The sequence below is a fragment of the Demequina ureilytica genome (assembly GCF_048553575.1).
Lineage (GTDB): Bacteria > Actinomycetota > Actinomycetes > Actinomycetales > Demequinaceae > Demequina.
Genome location: NZ_JBLZIE010000003.1, coordinates 435913 through 457836, shown reverse-complemented (window position 1 = coordinate 457836; position 21924 = coordinate 435913). Strand labels below are relative to the sequence as shown.

The 21924-nt window shown below is 69.4% G+C and carries 20 protein-coding genes; 15 read left to right on the top strand and 5 right to left on the bottom strand.

Annotation, left to right across the window (positions count from 1 at the left end; all coding sequences use genetic code 11):
• Positions 1 to 11 precede the first annotated feature (11 nt).
• From ACNI3K_RS11605 to ACNI3K_RS11590, 4 genes are all read left to right on the top strand, one after another.
• Positions 12 to 776 carry a hypothetical protein gene (locus tag ACNI3K_RS11605; protein ID WP_419392053.1) on the top strand — a complete coding sequence of 255 codons (765 nt, stop codon included), beginning with the start codon at positions 12 to 14 and terminating at the stop codon, positions 774 to 776.
• 86 nt (positions 777 to 862) lie between these two features.
• Positions 863 to 1534: a class F sortase gene (locus ACNI3K_RS11600; RefSeq protein WP_419392052.1), complete on the top strand. Its 672-nt coding sequence runs from the start codon at positions 863 to 865 to the stop codon at positions 1532 to 1534.
• A gap of 104 nt (positions 1535 to 1638) precedes the next feature.
• A complete protein-coding gene (locus ACNI3K_RS11595) occupies positions 1639 to 2022 on the top strand; it encodes a hypothetical protein (protein WP_419392051.1) in 384 nt (127 codons plus the stop codon).
• Positions 2023 to 2091: 69 nt separating this feature from the next.
• Positions 2092 to 3411, top strand: coding sequence for a threonine/serine exporter family protein (locus ACNI3K_RS11590; protein WP_419392050.1), 1320 nt, complete (start codon positions 2092 to 2094; stop codon positions 3409 to 3411).
• 52 nt (positions 3412 to 3463) lie between these two features.
• Here ACNI3K_RS11590 and ACNI3K_RS11585 read toward each other — a convergent pair whose 3' ends face one another.
• Entirely contained in the window at positions 3464 to 5890 is a 2427-nt protein-coding gene (locus ACNI3K_RS11585) for a DNA gyrase/topoisomerase IV subunit A (RefSeq protein WP_419392049.1), read from the bottom strand.
• Positions 5891 to 6011: 121 nt separating this feature from the next.
• Between ACNI3K_RS11585 and ACNI3K_RS11580 the strand changes: the two genes are divergently transcribed.
• The gene (locus ACNI3K_RS11580; protein ID WP_419392048.1) at positions 6012 to 6578 is read left to right on the top strand and encodes a DUF5998 family protein; all 567 of its coding nucleotides are present in this window, start codon (positions 6012 to 6014) and stop codon (positions 6576 to 6578) included.
• Positions 6575 to 7744, top strand: a complete 1170-nt coding sequence (locus ACNI3K_RS11575; protein WP_419392047.1) for an alkaline phosphatase family protein — start codon at positions 6575 to 6577, stop codon at positions 7742 to 7744. Before ACNI3K_RS11580 ends, ACNI3K_RS11575 begins: the two co-directional genes overlap by 4 nt.
• A gap of 45 nt (positions 7745 to 7789) precedes the next feature.
• Here ACNI3K_RS11575 and ACNI3K_RS11570 read toward each other — a convergent pair whose 3' ends face one another.
• Together ACNI3K_RS11570 and sepH are read right to left on the bottom strand one after the other, a co-directional pair.
• Positions 7790 to 8614 (bottom strand): ABC transporter ATP-binding protein, encoded by an 825-nt coding sequence (locus ACNI3K_RS11570; RefSeq protein ID WP_419392046.1) that lies wholly within the window; start codon positions 8612 to 8614, stop codon positions 7790 to 7792.
• 40 nt (positions 8615 to 8654) lie between these two features.
• Positions 8655 to 9773: a septation protein SepH gene (gene sepH / locus ACNI3K_RS11565; protein WP_419392045.1), complete on the bottom strand. Its 1119-nt coding sequence runs from the start codon at positions 9771 to 9773 to the stop codon at positions 8655 to 8657.
• 88 nt (positions 9774 to 9861) lie between these two features.
• On the opposite strand from sepH, the gene ACNI3K_RS11560 reads away from it, so the two are divergent.
• The 5 genes from ACNI3K_RS11560 to ACNI3K_RS11540 all read left to right on the top strand — a co-directional run bounded on the left by ACNI3K_RS11560 (position 9862) and on the right by ACNI3K_RS11540 (position 12573).
• Positions 9862 to 10680 carry an inositol monophosphatase family protein gene (locus tag ACNI3K_RS11560; protein WP_419392044.1) on the top strand — a complete coding sequence of 273 codons (819 nt, stop codon included), beginning with the start codon at positions 9862 to 9864 and terminating at the stop codon, positions 10678 to 10680.
• 115 nt (positions 10681 to 10795) lie between these two features.
• Positions 10796 to 11095: a DUF4193 domain-containing protein gene (locus tag ACNI3K_RS11555; protein ID WP_062133478.1), complete on the top strand. Its 300-nt coding sequence runs from the start codon at positions 10796 to 10798 to the stop codon at positions 11093 to 11095.
• Between the two features lie 13 nt (positions 11096 to 11108).
• Positions 11109 to 11570: a dUTP diphosphatase gene (gene dut / locus ACNI3K_RS11550; protein WP_419392043.1), complete on the top strand. Its 462-nt coding sequence runs from the start codon at positions 11109 to 11111 to the stop codon at positions 11568 to 11570.
• On the top strand, positions 11567 to 11839 hold the full coding sequence (locus ACNI3K_RS11545; RefSeq protein WP_419392042.1) for an OB-fold nucleic acid binding domain-containing protein: 273 nt from the start codon (positions 11567 to 11569) through the stop codon (positions 11837 to 11839). The genes dut and ACNI3K_RS11545 overlap by 4 nt, the downstream gene beginning before the upstream one ends.
• Positions 11839 to 12573: a DUF3159 domain-containing protein gene (locus ACNI3K_RS11540; RefSeq protein ID WP_419392041.1), complete on the top strand. Its 735-nt coding sequence runs from the start codon at positions 11839 to 11841 to the stop codon at positions 12571 to 12573. Before ACNI3K_RS11545 ends, ACNI3K_RS11540 begins: the two co-directional genes overlap by 1 nt.
• On the opposite strand, the gene ACNI3K_RS11535 is transcribed toward ACNI3K_RS11540, so the two are convergent.
• On the bottom strand, positions 12491 to 13177 hold the full coding sequence (locus ACNI3K_RS11535) for a potassium channel family protein (protein WP_419392040.1): 687 nt from the start codon (positions 13175 to 13177) through the stop codon (positions 12491 to 12493). The two genes, ACNI3K_RS11540 and ACNI3K_RS11535, sit on opposite strands and share 83 nt — an antisense overlap.
• Complete coding sequence (locus ACNI3K_RS11530) at positions 13174 to 13839, bottom strand: potassium channel family protein (RefSeq protein WP_419392039.1); 666 nt, start codon at positions 13837 to 13839, stop codon at positions 13174 to 13176. The genes ACNI3K_RS11535 and ACNI3K_RS11530 overlap by 4 nt, the downstream gene beginning before the upstream one ends.
• 41 nt (positions 13840 to 13880) lie before the next feature.
• Between ACNI3K_RS11530 and ACNI3K_RS11525 the strand changes: the two genes are divergently transcribed.
• The 4 genes from ACNI3K_RS11525 to dxs all read left to right on the top strand — a co-directional run bounded on the left by ACNI3K_RS11525 (position 13881) and on the right by dxs (position 21818).
• The gene (locus ACNI3K_RS11525) at positions 13881 to 15782 is read left to right on the top strand and encodes an APC family permease (protein WP_419392038.1); all 1902 of its coding nucleotides are present in this window, start codon (positions 13881 to 13883) and stop codon (positions 15780 to 15782) included.
• Positions 15779 to 16993 carry a class I SAM-dependent RNA methyltransferase gene (locus tag ACNI3K_RS11520; protein WP_419392037.1) on the top strand — a complete coding sequence of 405 codons (1215 nt, stop codon included), beginning with the start codon at positions 15779 to 15781 and terminating at the stop codon, positions 16991 to 16993. The genes ACNI3K_RS11525 and ACNI3K_RS11520 overlap by 4 nt, the downstream gene beginning before the upstream one ends.
• A 64-nt stretch (positions 16994 to 17057) precedes the next feature.
• A complete protein-coding gene (locus ACNI3K_RS11515; protein ID WP_419392036.1) occupies positions 17058 to 19889 on the top strand; it encodes an aconitate hydratase in 2832 nt (943 codons plus the stop codon).
• Between the two features lie 51 nt (positions 19890 to 19940).
• On the top strand, positions 19941 to 21818 hold the full coding sequence (gene dxs, locus ACNI3K_RS11510; protein WP_419392035.1) for a 1-deoxy-D-xylulose-5-phosphate synthase: 1878 nt from the start codon (positions 19941 to 19943) through the stop codon (positions 21816 to 21818).
• The last annotated feature ends 106 nt before the right edge of the window (positions 21819 to 21924 follow it).

Genomic DNA, 21924 nt, shown 5'->3' with positions numbered 1-21924 from the left:
AAGGAAGCATTATGAGGATTCTGCGAACCACACTCGTGGCGGCCGGTACGGCCGCACTCTTCGCCGCCGGCGCATCGGGCGCTGCTGCGGCCGAGGGGTACAACGCGACGCTCGACGAGTTCAACGGCTCGGGCGCCGAGTCGACCGCGATGGTCACCGTCGACGGCACCAACGTGCGCGTCGAGATCGAAGGCACCGGCTTCACGCCTGGTGCTCCGCACGCCCAGCACCTCCACGGCGCGACCGACGGCACCGACTTCATGTGCCCCACGCCAGCAGACGTTGAGGAGCTCGATGAGGATGGCGATGGACTGCTCAGCACCGTCGAGGCCGCGTCCGTGTATGGCGGCGTCATGGTGTCGCTGACGACAGAAGGCGACACTTCCGGCGACTCCGCGCTCGCCGTGGACCGCTTCCCGGTTGCGGATGACAACGGGGACCTCGACTACAGCCGCACCTTCGAGGTGTCGCAGGAGGTCGCGGACTCGCTGAGCAACATGCACCTCGTGCAGCACGGCTTCGACATTGACGGTTCGGGTGAGTACGACGGCGAGGCCGTCTCCTCGCTCGACGAGTCGCTCCCGCTCGAGGCCACCATCCCCGCCACGTGCGGCGCCTTCGGTGAGTCGCAGTCCGCAGCGCCTATCGGCGGAGTGGACACCGGCAACGCCGCGGCAGGCACCTCGACCGCGGTCGCCTTCGGTTCGGCCGCAGCGGTGACCGCCGTCGCCGGCCTTGGCTTCGCCGCCTACAGCCGTCGTCGCGTGCAGCAGTAAGCACCGACACCACGGACCGCCGGCCCGGGCTCGCCGAATGGCGGGTTCGGGCCGGCCAACGCTCGCACCACACGAGGAGAGGCATCGTGAATCGACGTACAGCGCTCATCATCGCCGCGACCTGCGGAGTGGTCGCACTCGGCGCCACAGCGGTGGCAGTGGACTCGCTACGGGTGCAGGCGCCTGCACCCCTTGCATCGTCGCCGAGCGCCTCGCCTTCGACATCCGGCCCGTCGGAGCCCGTGACCGCATCCGGCACGGCCCCCGCCGCGCCGAGCTCGCCCGAGGTCGAGGTTGAGCCGCGCGCACCGCAGGGATTACCGATCTCTCTCAGCATCCCTGAGATCGACGTGGACACCCAGCTCGAGCAGCTGAACACTCAAGAGGACGGCAGCCTCGCCACTCCCGTTGACACGGACCTGGCCGGATGGTTCTCCGGCGGGCCTCGCCCTGGCGCAGTGGGTCCGGCGGTCATCGCCGGTCACGTCAGTTGGAACGGCGACCCCTCTGTCTTCTTCCGCCTGACGGAGCTGGAACGGGGAGACATCGTCACCGTCCACCAGGAGGACGGCAGCCAGGTGGACTTCGAGGTCACGCGCCTGGAGCAGCACGATAAGGACGAGTTCCCGACGGTCGCGGTCTACGCGAACACCGATGCGCCGGAGCTGCGGCTGATTACTTGCGGCGGCGAGTTCGACTCGTCGATCGGTCACTTCGACGACAACATCGTGGTGTTCGCGCAGCTGGTGGAGGGTTGAGCGGCGCGGCGTCCGCGGGAAGAAGTTCCCGCCACGTGACGTTCCTCGAGACGCGGGCACCGTTGCCCCGCACCGTCTGCCGTGAGAGCCGCAAGGAGAACGCCATGGGAAGTGTCGATGCCGCCGCAGTATGGGGAGTGCCCCTCTATCTCGACCGTGACGCGGGACTGCCAGACATGGGAGCCTCTCCGCTCGGGCCGATGCCCCTGACGAGAAGCGACACCGATGCGATCCTCGCGTGCGACGACGTCGCCGCCGTCGCCGAGCTCAAGGCCTACGCCAGCTCGTACGCGGGGGTCGGGGGCATGGCGCTGATCGGCGCGGTGGGCACGGTGGCCTTCGGCCTGCTCGGCATGCGCGGACTCGCCGCGGCGAGCGCCGCCACGGCGGTGGGCGCCGGAAGCGTGGTGCTCGAGGCTCGCAGGAGGGCCCGCCAGTGGGAGGCGGTCGCCGATGCGCGGCTCGCGGCGGGATCGATCCGCAGCTGATCCTCGCGGACGCCGCGCACAGTCTGTTGGTCCCGCCACGCGCATCTCGGGATGCGCCACAATGGCCACGTGACTGAAGCCGCGGACACATCCGACCAGAACCCCGACGACACTCAGGTGCGTGCAATCGCGGACCCCGAGGAGTCGCTCGAGCCCGTCTCGCTCATCGAGCAGTCCGGCGCCATCATCCGCACCGGCCGCATGATGCTGGCAGCCGGCACCGCCAGCTATCGGGTCAAGCAGTCGATGCGCGCCGTCGCCTCGTCGCTGGGCGTCGACACACACGTGAACCAGGTAGCGCTCACCGACATCGCGGCGACCTCGCACCGCGGGCGCATCTTCCGCACCGAGGTCGCTGAGAATCGCTCGTTCTCGGTCAACAGCGATCGGCTCGCGCACCTTGATCGGCTGCGCCGCACGCTCCCGCACCGCACCACGCCCGCGGAGATCCACCGCGCGCTCGACGAGATCGAAGAGCGGGGGAGCCTGTACCCGGCGCTCGCGAACGCCTCCTTCGCCGGCGTCGCATGTGCGGCGTTCGCCGTCCTCAACCATGCGATGCCATGGGAGGTCGCGGTGGTCTTCCTCGCGGCAGCACTGGGCCAGTTGACCCGGCGCGCCTTCCACCACCGCGAGTTCAATCCCTTCGGCACGACGCTGGCCGCAGCCGCCATCGCTGCCGCGGTGTACGTCGCGGGGATCGGGCTGCTCAACTGGACTGGGACGACGCTCGACACTCACGCTGCGGGCTACATCTCCTCGGTGCTCTTCCTGCTACCGGGGTTTGCGCTCATCACCGGCGCCCTCGACATGGCGAAGATGGACCTCCAGTCGGGCATCCAGCGGATCGCGTTCGGCACGATGATCACCATGGCGGCGGGGGTGAGCGTGTGGGCCGTATCGCTGCTGTCGAGCCTCACGACAGCGCCGCGGGTCGATGCGGAGATCCCGTGGGGGTGGCAGCTGGTCATCTGGGCAGCGGCGTCGGCAGTGGGCGTGGCGGGTTTCGCGTTCATGTTCAACAGCCCTTGGCGGATCGGTCTCACGGCCGCCGGGATCGGCATGGTGGCCAACACTCTCCGCATGGCAGCGATCGACGGCGAGGTGCCGATCCAGGCCGCTACCGCGGTCGCATGCCTGTTGGTAGGCATTCTGGCCGCTGCTGCAGCGTGGCGCGGTAGGTTCCCGGTCATCACACTCTCGGTGCCCGCAGTGCTCGTCATGATCCCCGGCGTGTCCGCTCACGAGGCTCTGGTGTCACTGAACAGCGGGGACTTCACGTCGGCGACGGCCGGCATCCTGCAGGTCATCCTCGTGGTGCTGTCGATCATGGTCGGCTTGGTCGGCGCCAAGCTGGTCACCGACCGCGAATGGGCCTTCGACCACTGACCCCGGGCCGAACTCGTCGACGCGCATGCGCCACTTGAAGGGGCCGTTGACGTCAGCCGATCCCGTGAACCGGCGCCGCGAGCGGGAGACCTGACCCATCGCGCCTGCCGTGCTCGGCCGGTAGCTCGACGGGCTGTCCAGCGCCCGAGGTCGCTCTTGCGGGAGCCGTGCCCACCCAGGCCGCCATCAGCGCGTCCTCGCCCTTCAGGAAGCGATGCGCGCGCACGCCGCCGGTCGCGCGGCCCTTGCCCGGGTACTCGGCGAACGGGGTGACCTTGGCCGAACCAGGTGTGGTGCCGGGAAGAGCGGCCGACGAACCCGCGATCGTGACGACGACCGCATCGGCCGGACTGTCCACCACGCCGAAGTATGCCGCTCGCCGTCCAGGCGTGAGCTTGATCCCGCTCATCCCGCCGCCCGAGCGGCCCTGCGCGCGCACTTTGCCGGCGGGGAAGTGGAGCAGCGGGCCGTCGTCCGCAACGAACACCAGCACCGCGTCGTCGCCGGCGAGCGCCGCCCCCACGACCGCGTCGCCGTCCTGCAGCGCGATGGCCTCCCACGCGTCCTTGTTCGGCGCGGGCTCGGGCTTGACGCGCTTGACGATTCCCGCCGCAGTGCCGATCGCGAGGGGAGCGTCGGCACCGAGCGGCACCAGGGTGACGGGCTCCTCGCCCTTGTCCAGCGTCACGAGCTCCGCGAGGGGGCTACCGCCTCCCAGCGAAGGCGGCTCGCCCGTCGGAGCGAGCGCCGGCACCTCCAACAGCGACAGGCGAACGATGCGGCCGCGAGTGGTCACGACACCCACGTCGGCACGCGCCGATGCGGGAATCGCAGCACGCAGCACGTCGTGGGCACTGCGCCTGCCCTCGCGCGCCGGTGGGGTGTCGTCCGCAGTTCGGGCCACGAGACCGGTCGCGGACAGCAGCGCAAAGCACGGGGTGTCCTCGACCTCGAGCGGGGCGGCCTTGGCCGCGCCCGGCGTGGACGCCGCTGAGGACACGACGCCGGCCTCGGCCAGGAGGATGGTGCGCCTGGCCGTGCCGTACTCGGCGGCGGCGGCGTCCATCTCGAGGCCGACCACCTCGCGCAGGCGGGTGGGGGAGGCGAGGATCTCCTCGAGCTCCGCGATCTCGGCGAGCAGCTGGGACTTCTCGTTCTCGAGCTCGAGGCGCGAGAACTTGGTGAGGCGGCGCAGGCGCAGCTCGAGGATGTAGTCGGCCTGGATCTCCGACAGGTCGAACGCGGTGCGCAGTCGCTCGCGCGCCTCGCCCGCGTCCTCGGACGAGCGGATGATCTGGATGACGTCGTCGATGTCGAGGATCGCGACCAGGAGGCCGTCGACGAGGTGCAGTCGGTCCTTGCGGGTCTGCAGGCGGTGCTCGGAGCGGCGCTTGACCACGGCGATGCGGTGGTCGACCCACACCTGCAGCATCTCCTTGAGCCCCAACGTGCGCGGCTCGCCAGCGACGAGAGCCACGTTGTTCATCGAGAAGGACTCCTCGAGGGGAGTGAGCTTGTAGAGCCGCTCCAGCACCGCCTCGGGGTTGAATCCGTTCTTGATCTCGATGACCAGGCGCAGGCCGTGCTTGCGGTCGGTGAGGTCCGTCACCGCGGTGACGCCCTGCAGTTTCTTGGCGGACACCGCGTCCTTGATCTTCTCGATGACCTTCTCAGGACCGACGAGGTAAGGAAGCTCGGTGACGACGATTCCCTGGCGACGCGGCGTGACCTTCTCGATGCGGCTGGTCGCGCGAGTCTTGAACGCCCCCTTGCCCGTCTCGTAGGCCTGGCGCACGCCATCGAGTCCGACGATCTTGCCGCCGCCTGGAAGGTCGGGCCCGGGCACGAACCGCATCAGCTCGTCGAGGTCCGCGCGCGGGTTCGCGAGCAGGTGACGAGCGGCGGAGACGACCTCGACCAGATTGTGCGGAGCCATGTTGGTCGCCATGCCCACCGCAATGCCCGATGCGCCGTTGACGAGCAAGTTCGGGATCGCCGCGGGCAGCACGGACGGCTGCGTGAGTTTGTTGTCGTAGTTGGGGACCAGGTCCACGACGTCCTCGTCGAGGTCGGCGAGCATCGCGCGCGCCGCGGGTCCCATGCGGGCCTCGGTGTATCGCGAGGCGGCGGGGCCGTCGTCCAGCGACCCGAAGTTCCCGTGGCCATCGACCAGCGGCAGTCGCAACGAGAACGGCTGCGCCATGCGCACCAGCGCATCGTAGATCGCGGTGTCGCCGTGAGGGTGAAGCTTTCCCATCACCTCGCCGACCACGCGCGAGGACTTCACATGCGCGCGTTCGGGTCGAAGACCCATCTCACCCATCGAGTAGATGATGCGCCGCTGCACAGGCTTGAGGCCGTCACGGGCATCGGGCAGTGCCCGCGAGTAGATGACCGAGTACGCGTACTCCAGGAACGACGCCTCCATCTCGGCTTGCACGTCGATGTCCACGATCTGCGCATCGGGCGTGACTGCCATGTCTCTCCTTACGAAAGGGTGGTCTTGGGGCTGCACGCATTGTCGCGTTGTGGCGGTGCCGGACGGCGGTGCCACGCGGTGCGAGTGGTCACCCCGCCGGTGAAGTGGAAGAATAGCCCCCATGTCTCACACGCTCGACCAGGCGGTCGCCGTCGCCGGGTACTACCCGGCCCTCGCGAACTCCGTGCTCCGCAACGCGATCCGCGACGAGTCGGTGGTAGCGCACTTCGTTCACGCCGAGACCACCTTCGACGACCGCGAGGTGCGCCGGCACATGACGGTGCTGGTAGTGACCGATTCCCGGCTCATTCGGGTGCACATGGACGATGGCTCCGGCCACAGTGCCGAGGGCGCACACGAGGCCTCTGCCACGGTGGAGACGGCTCTGTTGACGTCCATCTCGAACATGGCGATGACGCACGTGGTGCACCACCCCGAGAACTTCCGCGACGGAGACTCGCCGAGCGAGCTCGTGCTGGCAGTCGGGTGGGGCGTGCACTCCCGTGTCGAGCTCGAGCCCGCGAACTGCGGCGACGAGAACTGTGAGGCGGACCATGGCTACACCGGCGGCATCACGGGTGACGACACCCTGGTCCGCGTGAGCGCCATCGCGGATGGGGTCGAGACGGTGCGCGCGCTCGAGGACTTCGCGGCGACGCTGCAGCGGGTCATCGGGCCGCGAGGGTGAGCCGCGCGAGCGAGCTGGCCTCGCTCGGCCTGAGCCTGCCCGACTACGGGGGGCGCGAGCTCGGAGCGGTGCTGCCCGCCGCTCTCTCCGCAGTGGGAGCCGGCCACGTGGTCCAGCACCGCGACGCCGATGCGGACCGAGCCCGGCTGGGCCTCGGCACCGCACGTCACGTGGTGGTGGTGCTGCTCGACGGGCTGGGGCATCTGGCCCTCGACGCGCGCCGCGGTCACGCGCCGTTCCTACGTTCCGCTGAGCAGGGCGTGATCACCGCGGGATACCCCACCACGACCGCGGCGTCACTCGCGCTCTTCGGCACCGGGCAGCCATCGGGGCGCACGGGTCTGACCGGATACACGGCGCGCAATCCCCGCACGGGAGGGCTCGCGAACCTGGTGTCGTGGGAAGGCGCGTATGAGGCCTCCGAGTGGCAGCGGCAGCCATCGCTCCTTGAGAGTGCCGCTCAGGCCGGCTTCCCGGTGACCACCTTGGGCCGCCGCCGCTTCGCGGGCTCGGGTCTCACTCAAGCAGTTCTTCGGGGCGGCCGGTTCGTGGGTGCGGAGCGGCTTTCGGAACGCATCGACACGGCCCTCACGGCGGCTCGAGAGCCCGGGGTGTCGTACTGCTACTGGGGCGAGATTGACGCCGCCGGCCATCAGCACGGCTGGGGTTCCTCGGAGTGGGTGACGGCCCTCGAGGACGCGGATCGGGAGCTCAGACGGCTCGCGGAGGGCCTGCCTCGCGACGCGGTCATGGTGGTCACTGCCGATCACGGAATGGTGGATGTGCCCGGCGCCGCCCGGTGGGACGTCGCCACCGATGCGGCGCTGAGAGAAGGCGTCGACCTGATTGCGGGGGAGCCGCGTGCGCTGCACGTGCACACGGAGCCGGGGGTGGACCCTGAGGACGTTGCTGCCCGATGGCGCGAGGGCCTGTCAGGTCAAGCGATGGTATGGACGCGCGAGGAGGCACGCGTGGACGGGCTGTTCGGCGAACTGCTCGACGAGGTGGCGGACCGCGTGGGCGATGTCGTGGTCGCCATGGCCGGCCGAGCGACCGTTGTCGACTCCCGCACGCAGTCACCGAAGTCGATGGCGTTGATCGGCATGCACGGATCGCTCACTCCCGAGGAGCTCCAGGTGCCGTGGCTCGTCGTAGACGCGTCATGACCTGAGTGGTCGGCGCCCGAGCAGGCCAGTCGCGGTCCTGGCCGGTCAGGCCGATGCTGCGCGCGCCGTCCAACGACCATTCGTGCGTGCGATCTGGATCGGATGAGCGAATGCCGTGCTGACCAGCCCTGTGGTCAGTACGTCGTCGGCCGTGCCTGCCGCCACCACCTTGCCGGCACGCAGCAGCACGGCGTGGGTCGTCGACGCCGGCAGCTCTTCGAAGTGGTGGGTCACGGTGACGATGCCCAGCGCGGGGTGTGATGCCGCGAGATCGTCGAGAGTGGTGAGGAGCTGCTCGCGTGCCGCCACGTCCAGGCCCGTGGTCGCCTCGTCGAGCAGCAGCACCGCTGGGTCGGGCATCAACGCTCGCGCAATCAGCGTGCGACCCCGCTCTCCCTGAGACATGGTCGACCACCGCAGTCCACGATCAGGGTCGACGCCGAACTGCGTCAGTAGCGCTCGGGCGCGCTCCACTTGGGCGTTCGCCGGCTGCCACCGCGGCACGAGCTCGAGAGTGCCCGTTGCGCCCGTGAGCGCTACGGAGAACGGATCGAGGTCGCTCCTGAGGTCGTGGCGAGACGTGACCAGGCCCACATGGGCACGCAGCTCGCGCACGTCGACGCGACCCAGCCGATAGCCCAGCACCTCGACCGTCCCACGGGTCGGATGAGCGACCGCGCCCAGCAGTGACACGAGGGTCGACTTCCCGGCTCCGTTGGGCCCGATGAGCGCCCACCGCTGTCCCCGCCGGACTGTCATGCTCACGTCGTCGAGAATCGTGGTGCCGCCACGCACGAAGTCGACGCTGTCGACGCGGAGCAGCATGTCGCCGCGGCCGTCGTGGTCGATCACGGAAGTGGCGGGACTCATGGACCTGGGCACGGCGTGGTGCGCCGCCGGCGTCAAGGCGTCAGTCGTTCTTCGCGCCGAACACGATCTCGTCCCAGCTCGGAACGGAGGAGCGGCCTCGCCGCGACGGCTTGGGCTCGGGCGCGGATGGTAGCGACTCGGCAGAGGGGGCTTCCGACTTGTCGTCGGGCGTGGCGGCGCCGTCGCCGCCCTCACCCGAGGACGACTCGCGTCGCGCCGACCCGGCGGGGTGGGGCATGGTGCGGCCCGCCTTGGGGGGCTGGGTGAAGCCCACCTCAGCCTCGCGCTTGCGCTGCGCCGGCCCGAAGCCTTCGAAGCCGCCGTCATCGTCGACGTCCTCGTCCATCTCGGCGTCGACGGAGTCGCGGGTGCCGCGGCGCTCCTCGAGATCCGCCAACAGCAGCTCTGTGGACGACGGCGCAGAATTGTCGTCGTCCTGTTTGGCGGAGCCGTCAGCCGCCGAGTTGTCGGACTCCGAGGGCACGGGCATGAGAGGGCGCGACTTGTCCAGCGGCACGTCGTCCTGCTCGGGCCGGACGGCGCTCAGGTGGCGTCGAGGAATGGGCACGTCCAGCAGCTCGGTCTCCGTGAGCCACCGCGACTCGTCGTCCTGAGCGGTGACGGCGCGGGCGGTGTGGTCGAACTCCCACAGCGCGCGCACGTTCCTGCCGTCCACGGAGAAGTCGACTGCGACGAGCCACGGCTCATCAACCTCGCGCCAGGCGTCCCACGTCACGGCCTCGGGATCCACGCCGCGGCTCGCGAGCCGGTCGGCGACAAGATCCGCCAGCACAGGCGCACCGCTGTCGCGACCAATCCTGGTGCCGCGGGCGAGATCTGCGATGTATGCCCGTTCCGCGAGCACGGGCGGTTCGTAGCGATGCAGTGCCTCGTACGGCTCGCCGGTCAGCTCTGCTAACTCGTGCGCGTTCAGGCCGCTGCGGATGCGCTGCTGGATCTGCTTGGGGCTGAGCGAGGTCGACGCGCGGTCCGGCTCCTCGGCCGGATCGGTGCTGCCGACGCTCGGACGTGGGCGGGTGAGCGCTACGGCCCGCCGGAGATCGTCGGTGAGAGCCAGCTCGAACTCCTCGCCGGACTCGGACACGACGACGAGGTGTTCGCCGTCGTCGGCCGATCGCACCAGGGACAGTCGAGTCATGGCATCAGCCTGCCACGCACGCGGGCGCTTCGCAGGACGCCGCGCCCGACGCGCCGCGCTTGGCGCGTGCGTGCGGCACCATGGGGGCATGCCTACCCCAGACACGCTCATGCACGTAGCGCGCACGGTCGCCACCGAGGCCGCCACGCTCGTCATCGACGGCCGCGCGCGCGCCGAGGTGGCGGCGACCAAATCAAGCCCGATTGACATCGTGACCCAGATGGACCTCGCGGCGGAGCGGCTGTTGCGCGAGCGGCTTGCCGAGTTCCGGCCGGACGATGCGATCTTGGGGGAGGAGGGCGACGATTCCCCGGGCACGTCCGGCATCACGTGGGTCCTGGACCCCATCGACGGCACCGTCAACTACCTCTACGGACTCCCGCACTTCGCGGTCTCGGTGGCTGCGGTCGAGGGCGAGCCGACTCCGCGCACGTGGAGCCCCCTCGCTGGCGCCGTCCACGACGGCAGCGGCGTGCTGTGGTCCGCCAGCAAGGGCGGCGGCGCATGGCGCGACGGAGAGCGCCTGGTTCGCACGCACGCCCCGGCCCTGGACGGCACGCTGCTCGCGACGGGGTTCCAGTACGTCGCTGAGCGTCGGGTGCGCCAAGGCGAGATCGTCACGGAGATGCTGGGACGGGTGCGCGACATCCGAAGGCTTGGGGCTGCCGCCGTCGACCTGTGCCTCGTTGCGGCGGGGCAGCTGGACGCGTACTACGAGCATGGTCTGCACCCGTGGGACTTCGCAGCGGCGGCGCTCATCGCTCAGGAAGCGGGCGTGCGGGTCGCAGGAATCGACGGCGGACCACCGGACGAGCGGCTCACGATCGCAGCGATGCCGGAGGTCTGGGAGCACCTGCGAGAGGCCCTGGTCGAGGCCGGAGCAGACCTCTCATGGGGCGCGCCGTAGGCCCAGAGTCGCGCTCGCGAGTTTTTTGATGCAGAATGCCTCCGCTCGGAGGGAACAAAACCACCGGCATGAGCATTGAGTACTCACATACCACCGGTGAAGGGATTACTGCCTGATGGCGACCGACTACGACGCCCCACGCAAGACCGACGACGAGGTCTCTGCTGACTCCATCGAGGAGCTGAAGGCTCGCCGCAACGACAAGACCTCTGGGGTTGTCGACGAGGATGAGGCCGAGGCGGCCGAGGGATTTGAGCTGCCCGGCGCAGACCTGTCCGGCGAGGAGCTGTCAGTACGCGTGCTGCCGGCTCAGCAGGACGAGTTCACCTGCATGTCATGCTTCCTCGTTCACCACCGCAGCCAGCTTGCGACGTTCAAGAACGACCAGCCGATCTGCTCGGAGTGCGCGGCCTGAGACGCCGCTCACGATGACCTCTCTCGACGTGCTCGTCAGCACGACGGACCCCGGCGTGCCGCTGCCGGCGTACTCCCATCCGGGGGACGCCGGCGCGGACATCACCACGCGTATCGACGTGGACCTGGGACCCGGCGAGCGTGCGACGGTGCCAACGGGAGTGAAGATCGCGCTACCGGCGGGATACGCGGCCTTCGTGCACCCGCGGTCGGGCCTCGCGTCCCGCCACGGGGTCACGATCGTCAATGCCCCGGGCACCGTCGACGCCGGCTACAGGGGAGAGATCGCAGTCACTCTGCTGAACACAGACGCGCATGAGACGGTGTCGCTTCGCCGCGGTGATCGCATCGCCCAATTGGTGATCCAGCGCGTCGAGCACGCCGCGTTCGTCGCCGTCGAGGCGCTCCCCGGTTCGCACCGCGGCGCGGGCGGCTTCGGCTCCACTGGCTCCGGCTCGATCGGAGCCGCGCCGTGATCGCCCAGGCGACCCCCGTCTCCGACCTCCGGCCGCGCGATGTCGCCGCCGTAGCAGGACGAATCGTGTCGATCCGGGTCGAGCCGCGTGATGCGGCCCCCACCCTGACCGCGCGCGTCGACGATGGCACCGGGCGCGTCGAGGCAATCTTCATGGGCAGGCGGGCGATCGCCGGCATCGAGCCAGGTGCCCGCATTCGTCTCGAGGGCCGGGTGTGCTCGACCGATGCGCTGCCATGCATGTACAACCCCCGTTTCGAGCTCGGCTAATGACAGAGCCCCACGACCGCCACAGCCAACTGCCGGCCGATCCGTCGGCACAAGAGCACGGCGCCGCCCCGGATCCCGTGAAGGGCTCACGCATGGGGCAGCTCGTCGCAGGCGACGAGTTCTCGCTGTCCGAGGCCATGGGAGGATGGCGCGGCTTCCTTGAGGCGGCGGCGCCCGGCATGGTGTTCGTCGTCGCGTACCTCGGCTGGGGCGGATTCCGTATCCCCGTGATCGCTTCCGTGGCCACCGTGCTGGTCATGGTGGTCGTGCGGCTGGTGCAGCGCTCGAGCATCCAGCAGGCGCTGTCGGGAGTGTTCGGCGTGGTACTCGGCGCGATCTGGGCCTGGCGCTCGGGGGACGCGGGGGGCTACTTCGTGCCGGGCCTGTGGATCAACGTGGCCTACGCCGCCGGCACGCTGATCTCGATAGCTATGCGGTGGCCCCTCGTCGGCATCGTGATGGGCCTGCTCAAGGGATGGGGCACGTCGTGGCGGAGCGACCCGCGTACGATGCGCGCGATGCAGTGGGCGACGGCGATCATCGCCGCGGTGTTCCTCCTGCGCCTCGCGGTGCAGGTGCCGCTGTACTTCGCGGACGCGATCGCAGCGCTCGGCACCGCGAAGCTCGCCATGGGAGTGCCGCTGTTTGCGCTCAGCCTGTGGGCGGTGTGGCTCCTGGTGCGGTCCGCAGCACCCGATCCAGCGACTCAGGATCCGCCTCAGCCGACACGATGAAGAGCAACTCGTCGCGCGCCTCGAGCGTGTCGGCGGGCGACGGCGCGATGGTGCGGTCGCCGCGCACGATGCACGACAGCACGGTCTCGCTCGGCCAGTCGATCTCGCGCACGGTCGCCCCGATCACTGGGGAGTCACTGGGCAAGGTCACCTCGATGATGGATGCACCCGACTGGTGGAACGTGAACACCTTCACCAGATCGCCGATGGCCACGGCCTCCTCGACCATCGCGGTCATGATGCGTGGCGTCGAGACGGCCACGTCGACGCCCCACTGAGCGTCGTACATCCACTCGTTGCGGGGGTTGTTCACGCGGGCGACGGTGCGCGGCACTCCGAACTCGGTCTTGGACAGGAACGACACCACCAGGTTGGCCTTGTCGTCACCGGTGGCGGCGACCACCACGTCCATGCCCTCAGTCGCTGCCTCGCGCAGCGCTGCCATCTCGCACGCGTCAGCGAGCATCCACTCGGCCTCGGCGACCTGCGCGACACGCATGGCGGACGGGTTGTGGTCCATGAGCATGACCTCGTGACCGTGGTCGAGCAGGTCGCGGGCGATGGATCGTCCGACGGAGCCCGCTCCAGCGATCAGCACCTTCACGATTCGCCTCCAGGGGGCCGCGAGAGCACGCGTTGCGCGTGGGTGCCGACGGCATCGGGCACCACGAAGTAGACCTCATCGCCGGACTGAACCGACATGGTGGGGGTCGGCAGCACGCCCTCGGAGAAACGGACCAGATAGGCGACCCTGGTGCCGGTCGCAGCCTCGAGGTCCTTGACCGGCTTCCCGATCCAGGCGCCGTGATAGGCCAGCCGACGGACCGCGACGGCGGCCGAGGAGTCCACGTAGACGTCGTCTGACCCGCCCGGCAGCAGCCGCGACACGATCTGAGCGCTCGTCCATGGCACGGGGGCGACGGTGGGGATGCCCAGCCTGCGATAGACCTCGGCTCGTCCCGAGTCGGAGATGCGCGCGACGACGTTGGCCACCCCGTACGTCTCGCGCACGACGCGTGCCGCCAGGATGTTGGAGTTGTCTCCCGAGGACACGGCGGCGAACGCGTAAGCATCCTCGACACCCGCCGAGGTCAAAGTCTCGCGGTCGAAGCCGATGCCCGTGATCTTCTGGCCCTGGAAGTCGGCGGGGAGGCGTCGGAACGCGTCTCCCATCCGGTCGATGACTGCGACCGAGTGGCCTCGCGACTCGAACTCCGATGCGAGCGCGGCTCCAGTGCGGCCGCAGCCCATGATCACGATATGCACGAGACCCCACGCTATACCCGTCCGGCCTAGGATGGTGCGACGTGCGACGTATTCTCGAAGGACTGCGCCGGCTGGCCTTCGGCCAGCCGATCGCCACCGACTCCCTGACCCCCGTGCCGCTACGGACGCGACTGGCGCTGCCCGTGTTCGGCGCGGGCATCCTCTCTGCGGTGGCGTATGCGCCCGATGCGGTGGTCGACGCCCTGCGCGAGGGCCGTCAGCAGGGCGCGATTCCGTTCATGGCGGGCGGCGTGGTCCTGATCATGCTGCTGCTCGGCCTCGCGTACTGGTCGAACGTTCGCACCCGCCCGGACTCGCTCGGCGACTACGGGACAGTCCGCGACCTGCTCGGGCGCAAGGCCGGCGTTGTGACCGGCGCTGCGCTGCTCGTCGACTATCTGTTCACCGTCGCGGTGTCCGTCGCCGCGGTCACTCAACTCGTCGCGTACCTGATTCCCTCGCTGCGGGACTGGGTCACGCTACTCGGAGTCACGCTGCTGGGGGTCATGACGCTGTTCGCGCTGCGGGTGATCCGCGATCGCGCCAGGGTGCTGCTGGCGGTGTGGTTCGGATTCCTGATCGTGATCGCGATGATGCTGATCTTCGGCGTCGCGCGCCTCAGCATCGAGCCAGCCAGCCCGATCGCCGCGAATCCCCCCACCACCTGGGCGATCGTCGTGGCTTACGCGGGTGCGATCTCGTCGGGCGCGGTGATGGTGACGGGCATCGAGCACCTGGCATCCGCGGGGCCCAACCACGCCGCACCGCGCGGCAAGCGCGCAGGCCGCACCCTGGTCATCGCCGTCGCCGCGTCGGCCGCAGCCTTTTTCGCGGTCGCCCTGCTGTCGTGGATGTACCGCATCACCGGCTGGGCCGACGGCCCGATCCTGCTCCAGACCGTCAACCAGGTCTTCCAGCAGCCGTGGGTGATCTGGGTGGTCGCGCTGTCCGCCGGGGCCATCCTCTACGCCGCCGCATCGGCCGTGTTCCGGCGTTTCTCGAGCCTCGCGGAGGGTCTCGCGAAGGACGCTTATCTGCCGCGCCAGCTGGCCGCGAAGAACGACCGGCTCGTGCTGCGTGGTGGCATCTTCGTCGTCGCCAGCGCCTCGGCGGTGGTGCTGGTGGTGACCGGCGCGAACGTCGAGCAGCTCGTCCACATGTACGTGGTGGGCGTGTTCGCATCGATCGTCCTCAGCCAGATCGCCATGGTGCGCCACTTCAGCAACAAGATGGATCTCGCGACCGATGCGGCCTCACGCATGCGCCACTCGGCGTCGCGAGTCCTCCACGCGACCGCTGCGGTGGTCGCTGCCATGGTGTGGATCGTCGTGGCGGTGTTCAACTTCCTCAACGGTGCGTGGTTCGCGATCGCGCTGATCGTCGGCCTCGTGGTGCTCATGCATGCGGTGAACCGGCACTACGCAGCGGTTCGTCAGGACGTGCGGCTCACTGCCAAGGACAGGGCGGTCGCCCTGCCGAGCGCGACTCACGGGATCGTCCTGGTCGCTCAGTTGCACCGACCCGCGGTGCGGGCGCTCGCATACGCCAAGGCCGCTCGCCATTCCACCCTCGTGGCGGTGGGTGTGCAGATCGAGACGGCCGCCGCCAAGGAACTCCAGACGCGTTGGGGCGAGATCGACGCGGGAGTGCCGCTCGTGATCCTCGACTCGCCGTACCGCGATCTCGTCGCCCCCGTGATGGAGCACGTGCGGTCGATCCACCGGCGCAGCCCGCGCGATGTGGTCGTGGTGTACGTGCCCGAGTACATCGTGGGCAAGTGGTGGGAGACCTTCCTCCACAACCGCGCCACACGCCGACTGCGCGCGCAGCTCCTGGAGCTTGACGGCGTCGTGGTGTGCGCCGTGCCGTGGCACCTTGCGTCCGCGCGCGACCGCCGAGCCGAAGAAGAGGCCCCACCATCTCCGCACGAACAACTGCCATGACCGACCTCATCGAACTCGAGATCGGCGCGCCCGCACACGGCGGTCACTGCGTCGCGCGTCACGACGGCCGCGTCGTGTTCGTGCGCCATGCGCTCCCCGGGGAGACGGTGCGTGCCCGCCTCACGGAGTCCGGCGACGACGCGCGGTTCTGGAGGGCCGATGCGGTCGAGGTGATCGAGGCTTCTCACGACCGCGTCGACTCGGCCTGGCCCGAGGCGGGGCCCGGCGGCGTGGGCGGGGGAGAACTCGCCCACGTCTCGCTTGAGGGCCAGCGGACGTGGAAGCTCAGCGTTCTGCGTGAGTCGTTCGAACGGTTCGCGGGTCAGGCATACGAGGGCGACGTCGTCTCGGTGCCCGCCGCGCTCGGTCGCGACGAGGACCCCGAGCCCGGGCTGCGCTACCGCACCCGGGTGAGCGCGGTCGCGGACGCCGAGGGACACGCCTCTATGCACGTCCACCGGTCGCGACAGGTACGGGCGCTCGAGACGATGCCGCTCGCGACGGCTGGGTTGGAGCGTGCACTGATCGAGGGCCGCTTCCCGGCTGGAGCCCGCATCGCGCTGACGGAGTCCAGCACGGGAGAGCTACGGGTCCTGGCCGGCGGCATCCCTTGGAAGGCCGGCCGTCTCGACAAGCGCCCGAACGCGCCCCGCGCGGTACACGAGCAGGTGAGCGTCGGGGCACGCACCTGGACGTTCCGGGTCGACGCGGGCGGGTTCTGGCAGGTGCACCGGGACGCGCCCGAGGTGCTCGTCAGCGAAGTGCTCGACCGGGTCGGCGCGGCGGAACGAGTCGCCGACCTGTATTCGGGGGCCGGTCTGCTCTCGGTTCCGCTTGCCGACGCCGGACGAGAGGTGGTCGCGATCGAGTCCGACGCCGACGGCGCCCGCGCGGCGCGGCGCAACGCCCACGAGACGCCGTCGTTGCAGGTGATTCACGGTGACGTGCGCAAGAGTCTCCTCGAGGGACTGGGAAGGCTCGACGCGGTGGTGCTCGATCCGCCGCGCAGCGGGGCCGGAGCGGCCACGATCGCCGCGCTGGCCGCCACCGAGACCCCGCGCGTCGTCTACGTCGCGTGCGATCCCGTCGCGCTCGCACGGGACGTCGCACTGCTTCGGGAGCGCGGCTATGTGCTGGTCGATGCTCAGGCCGTGGACCTCTTCCCGATGACCCACCACGTCGAGACCGTGGCGACGTTCGAGCGTCGCTGACAACCGCATCGGCCGTCCTTGATGGCCGATAGGATGGACGGCAGACTGCTACGGAGGAGAACGGATGAGCGAGAACACGCTGGGAGCTAAGGCCACGCTGGATGTGGACGGCAAGAGCTACGAGATCTACCGTCTCGATGCGGTGCCCGGTCTGGAGAAGCTCCCGTACTCGCTCAAGGTGCTCGCCGAGGCGCTGCTGCGCACGGAGGACGGCAAGAACATCACGGCCGACCATGTGGGCGCGCTCGCCACTTGGGATCCCAGCGGCGACCCGAGCACCGAGATCCAGTTCACTCCGGCGCGCGTGGTCATGCAGGACTTCACGGGCGTGCCGTGCGTCGTCGACCTCGCCACCATGCGCGAGGCCGTGGAGGAGCTTGGCGGTGACCCCACCGTCATCAACCCCCTTGCCCCCGCCGAGATGGTCATCGACCACTCCGTCGTGATCGACGTGTTCGGCAGCCACGACGCCCTCCAGCGCAACACTGACCTGGAGTACGAGCGCAACCGCGAGCGCTACCAGTTCCTGCGCTGGGGTCAGACCGCCTTCGACAACTTCAAGGTAGTGCCGCCCGGCACCGGAATCGTCCACCAGGTCAACCTCGAGTACCTCGCGCGCGGCGTCATGACGCGTGACGGCGACGGCGTGACCCAGGCGTACCCCGACTCGTGCGTCGGCACCGATTCGCACACCACGATGATCAACGGGCTCGGCGTGCTGGGCTGGGGCGTGGGCGGCATCGAGGCCGAGGCCGCTATGCTCGGCCAGCCCGTGTCGATGCTGATCCCCAAGGTGGTGGGCTTCAAGCTCACGGGCGAGATCCCGCCGGGCGCGACGGCGACCGACGTGGTGCTCACCATCACCGAGATGCTGCGCTCGCACGGAGTGGTGGGCAAGTTCGTCGAGTTCTACGGCGACGGCGTGGGTGCCGTGCCGCTGGCCAACCGCGCCACCATCGGCAACATGTCGCCCGAGTTCGGCTCGACCGCAGCGATGTTCCCCATCGACGGAGTGACGCTCGACTACCTGCGGCTCACCGGGCGCTCCGACGAGCAGGTCGCGCTGGTCGAGGCGTACTGCAAGGCGCAGGGGATGTGGCACGACCCGTCCGCGGACGGCTACGTCGAGCCGGTGTTCTCCGAGTACCTCGAGCTGGACCTGTCCAGCGTTGTGCCGTCGATCGCGGGGCCGAAGCGTCCCCAGGACCGGATCGCCCTGACCGACGCCAAGACGTCGTTCGGCCAGTCGATCCTGGACTACGCGAACCACGACCCGCAGGTCACGCACGGTCTCGACGAGTCCGTCGAAGAGACCTTCCCGGCCTCTGACCCCATCGCCGCGGATGCACACGCGGGCGATGCCCCGGAGCCGCGAGACGCAGTGAAGAACACGGGTGCCGCCCGCCCTCACAAGCGCGTGCCCGTGACGATGGCCGATGGCACCGAGACCGAGCTCGATCACGGCGCTGTCGTGATCGCCTCCATCACCTCGTGCACGAACACCTCGAACCCCTCGGTGATGCTTGCGGCAGCGCTGCTGGCTCGCAACGCCAACGCTCGCGGCCTGAGCGTGAAGCCGTGGGTGAAGACCTCGATGGCTCCCGGCTCGAAGGTCGTCACCGACTACTACGAGAAGGCCGGACTGTGGCCCGATCTCGAGGCGCTCGGCTACCACCTCGTGGGCTACGGATGCACGACCTGCATCGGCAACTCCGGCCCGCTGCCGGAAGAGGTGTCGCAGGCGGTCAACGACCACGACCTCGCCGTAGTCTCCGTCCTGTCGGGCAACCGCAACTTCGAGGGGCGCATCAACCCCGACGTGAAGATGAACTACCTGGCGTCCCCGCCGCTCGTGATCGCCTATGCGCTCGCCGGCACCATGGACCACGACTTCGACACGGACCCGCTGGGCACCGACGCCGACGGCAACGACGTGTTCCTCAAGGACATCTGGCCCGACGCGGACGAGGTCGAGAGCATCGTCCTGTCCTCGATCGACAAGGGCATGTTCACCGACGGCTACGACGACGTGTTCGCTGGCGACGAGCGGTGGACCGGTCTCCCCACGCCGGACGGCAAGACGTTCGAGTGGGCCGAAGACTCCACCTATGTCCGCAAGCCCCCGTACTTCGAGGGGATGGGCAAGGACCCCGAGCCCGTGGCCGACATCTCCGGCGCGCGCGTGCTCGCCCTGCTGGGCGACTCCGTCACCACCGACCACATCTCGCCCGCGGGCGCCATCAAGCCGGACAGCCCGGCCGGACGCTACCTCGCGGACAACGGCGTCGAGCGCCGCGACTTCAACTCCTACGGCTCGCGCCGCGGCAACCACGAGGTGATGATTCGGGGCACGTTCGCGAACATTCGCCTGCGCAACCTGCTGCTCGCCGACGAGAACGGCGGAGCGGGAGTCGAGGGGGGCTTCACGCGCAACCACCTCACCGGCGAGCAGTCCTCGATCTACGACGCCGCGCAGGCCTACGCCGAGCAGGACATCCCCCTGGTCGTGCTGGCCGGCAAGGAGTATGGATCCGGCTCGTCCCGTGACTGGGCGGCCAAGGGCACCAGCCTGCTGGGCGTGCGCGCGGTCATCACCGAGACCTTCGAGCGGATCCACCGCTCGAACCTCATCGGCATGGGCGTTCTTCCGCTGCAGTTCCCCGAGGGACAGAGCGCCGCGTCCTTGGGGCTCGACGGCACGGAGACCTTCGACATCGAAGGCGTCGCCGCGTTCAGTGATGGCGAGCACCCGCGCACCCTGCCCGTGAAGGCGACCAAGGACGACGGCACCACCGTCGAGTTCGAGGCCCTGGTCCGCATCGACACCCCCGGCGAGGCCGACTACTTCCGCAACGGCGGCATCCTCCAGTACGTTCTGAGGTCCCTGGTCGCGTGACCGGGACAGGGGCGCCGCTCGGCACCCTCATCGCACGTACAGTGGTGAGACATGTTTCCCAAAGGAGGGCCTGTGCTGGAGCGCATCGCGTCGCCGGCTGACCTGCGCGGGCTGACCCATGAGGAGCTCGACACTCTCGCGCAAGAGATCCGTGACTACCTTGTCGCGTCGGTGTCGCTCACCGGCGGTCACCTGGGCCCCAACCTGGGGGTCGTCGAGCTGACTCTCGGCCTGCACCGGGTGTTCGACTCGCCCCGTGACACACTCGTGTTCGACACCGGTCACCAGTCATACGTGCACAAGCTGCTCACCGGACGTCGCGACTTCTCGCAGTTGCGTGCCCGCGGGGGACTCGCCGGCTACCCGTCGCGTGCCGAGTCCGTCCACGATGTCGTCGAGAACTCGCACGCCTCGACAGCGCTGTCGTGGGCGGCGGGCATCGCGCGCGGGCGGACGCTTGCGGGCGAGGGCGACCGCACCACCGTGGGCGTCATCGGCGACGGCGCACTGACGGGCGGCATGGCGTGGGAGGCACTCAACTCCTTGGCGGCCGCGCAGGACCGCGTGGTGATCGTGGTCAACGACAACGGGCGGTCCTATGCCCCCACGATCGGCGGCCTGGCACGCAGGCTGGACGGCATCCGTACCAACCCGCGCTATGAGCAGTTCCTCGGGTGGGGCAAGCGCACCTTCGAGAACCGCGGGCCCTGGCGCAGCTTCGCCTATCGCACCGTCATGCATGGCAAGCGTGCGGTGAAGGGGCTGATCGCAGATCCGGGCATGTTCGACGATCTGGGTCTCAAGTACGTGGGTCCAGTGGACGGGCACGACCTGCGACAGGTCGAGGCGGCACTGACGCATGCGAGGGACTTCGGCGCGCCCGTCATCGTTCACGTCCTCACCGAGAAGGGCCGCGGATACACGCCCGCCGAGGAGGACGTCGCCGATCGCTTCCACGCCGTGGGCCGCATCCACCCCGAGACGGGGCTACCCGTCAAGCCCAGCCGGTTCGGATGGACCAAAGTGTTCGCTGAAGAGATCCTGGCCGTGGGCCACGAGCGCGAGGACGTGGTGGCGCTCACTGCAGCGATGCTCGCTCCTGTAGGCCTGCAGCCCTTCGCCGACCAGTTCCCGGAACGCGTGATCGACGTGGGCATCGCGGAGCAGCACGCGGTCACGAGCGCCGCAGGCCTCGCCTTCGCGGGCCGCCACCCGGTGGTAGCCGTGTACGCGACGTTCCTGAATCGTGCCTTCGACCAGGTCCTGATGGACGTCGCGCTCCACCGCGCGGGAGTGACGTTCATGCTCGACCGCGCCGGCATCACGGGCGATGACGGTCCGAGCCACAACGGCATGTGGGACATGGCGCTACTGCGTCACGTGCCCGGCCTGCGGCTGGCGGCACCGCGCGACGCCCCCACCATGCGGCGCGCGTTCCGCGAAGCGCTGGACGTCGACGACGCCCCCACGGTGGTGCGCTACCCGAAGGGTCCCGTGGGCGACGAACTGTCGCCCGTGCGCTCCGTGGGCGACGTCGATGTGCTCGTCGAGCACGGCGACTCCCCGCGGGTGATCGTGGTGGGCATCGGATCCATGGCGGCCACGGCCATCGACGCAGCGGCGAAGATCGCCGCCGACGGAGTGGACGTCGCGGCCGTCACCGCGACCTGGGTGCACCCGGTGCCCGAGGGCCTGCTCGAGGTGTTGGGCGATGCCGAACTCGTGCTGACCGCCGAGGACGGGCTCGCCGACGCCGGCATCGGCGAGGAGTGGGCATCCCACGCCCGGCTCGCCGGCCACGGCGCGCGGTGGATTCACCGCGGGGTGCCGCTCCAGTTCCTGGATCACGCGACGCGAGACCAGGTGGTCGAGCAGGTGGGCCTGGACGCCTCCGCGATCGCGGATGCCGCTGTCTCCGCTCTCGACTGACCGGGGAAGCCGCCCGCCCGCCGGGCGCTCCAGGGCAAGTCCGCCCGCGCATCGGCAGTTCGCAACGACACGATCCGCCGCAGCGTTCCTCACGCAGGTGCGACGG